The following is a 758-nucleotide window of genomic DNA, read 5'->3' on the forward strand; positions in this document are numbered from 1 at the left end:
GCGAGAGCGAGGCGCGCAAGGCGAGCGCGTGCTGCTGCTGTACCCGCCGGGGCTGGACTACATCGCGGGCTTCTTCGGCTGCTTGTACGCGGGAGCGGTGGCGGTGCCCGCGTATCCGCCGGACCCGCTGCGGCTGGAGCGCACCCTGCCCCGCCTGCGCGCCATCATCCAGGATGCACGTGCGTCGGTGGTGCTCACCACGTCGGGCATCCTCGGGCTGTCGGACTTCGTCTTCGAGCAGGCGCCGGACTTCCGGGCACTGCACTGGATGGCGACGGACGAGTTGCCGGAGGGCGGCGAGCGGGACTGGGTGGCGCCGGAGGGACTGGGCGCGGAGTCTCTCGCGTTCCTTCAGTACACGTCTGGAAGCACGGGCACGCCGAAGGGCGTGATGCTCACGCACGGCAACCTGCTGCACAACCTGTCGCTCATCCACGGTGCCTTCGGTGCGCGCGCGGACAGCGTGGGCGTCATCTGGCTGCCGCCGTACCACGACATGGGCCTCATCGGCGGCATCCTGGAGCCGCTGTACGGAGGTTTCCCGGTGACGTTGATGTCGCCGATGGCCTTCCTCAAGCGGCCCATGGCGTGGCTGGAGGCGGTGTCGCGCTTCGGGGGCACCATCAGCGGAGGGCCGAACTTCGCGTTCGACTTGTGCGTGCGAAAGAGCACGCCGGAGCAGCGGCGGGCGTTGGACTTGAGCCGGTGGGAGGTGGCCTTCTGCGGCGCGGAGCCGATTCGCCCGGAGACGCTGGAGC

At 69.9% G+C, this 758-nt stretch carries 1 protein-coding gene; it reads left to right on the forward strand.

Annotation, left to right across the window (positions count from 1 at the left end):
- Positions 1-758 (forward strand): AMP-binding protein (locus tag D7V77_RS42295; protein ID WP_147452371.1); only part of this gene is annotated, 758 nt, incomplete at both ends.

The sequence above is a fragment of the Corallococcus sp. CA041A genome (assembly GCF_003612075.1).
Lineage (GTDB): Bacteria > Myxococcota > Myxococcia > Myxococcales > Myxococcaceae > Corallococcus > Corallococcus exiguus.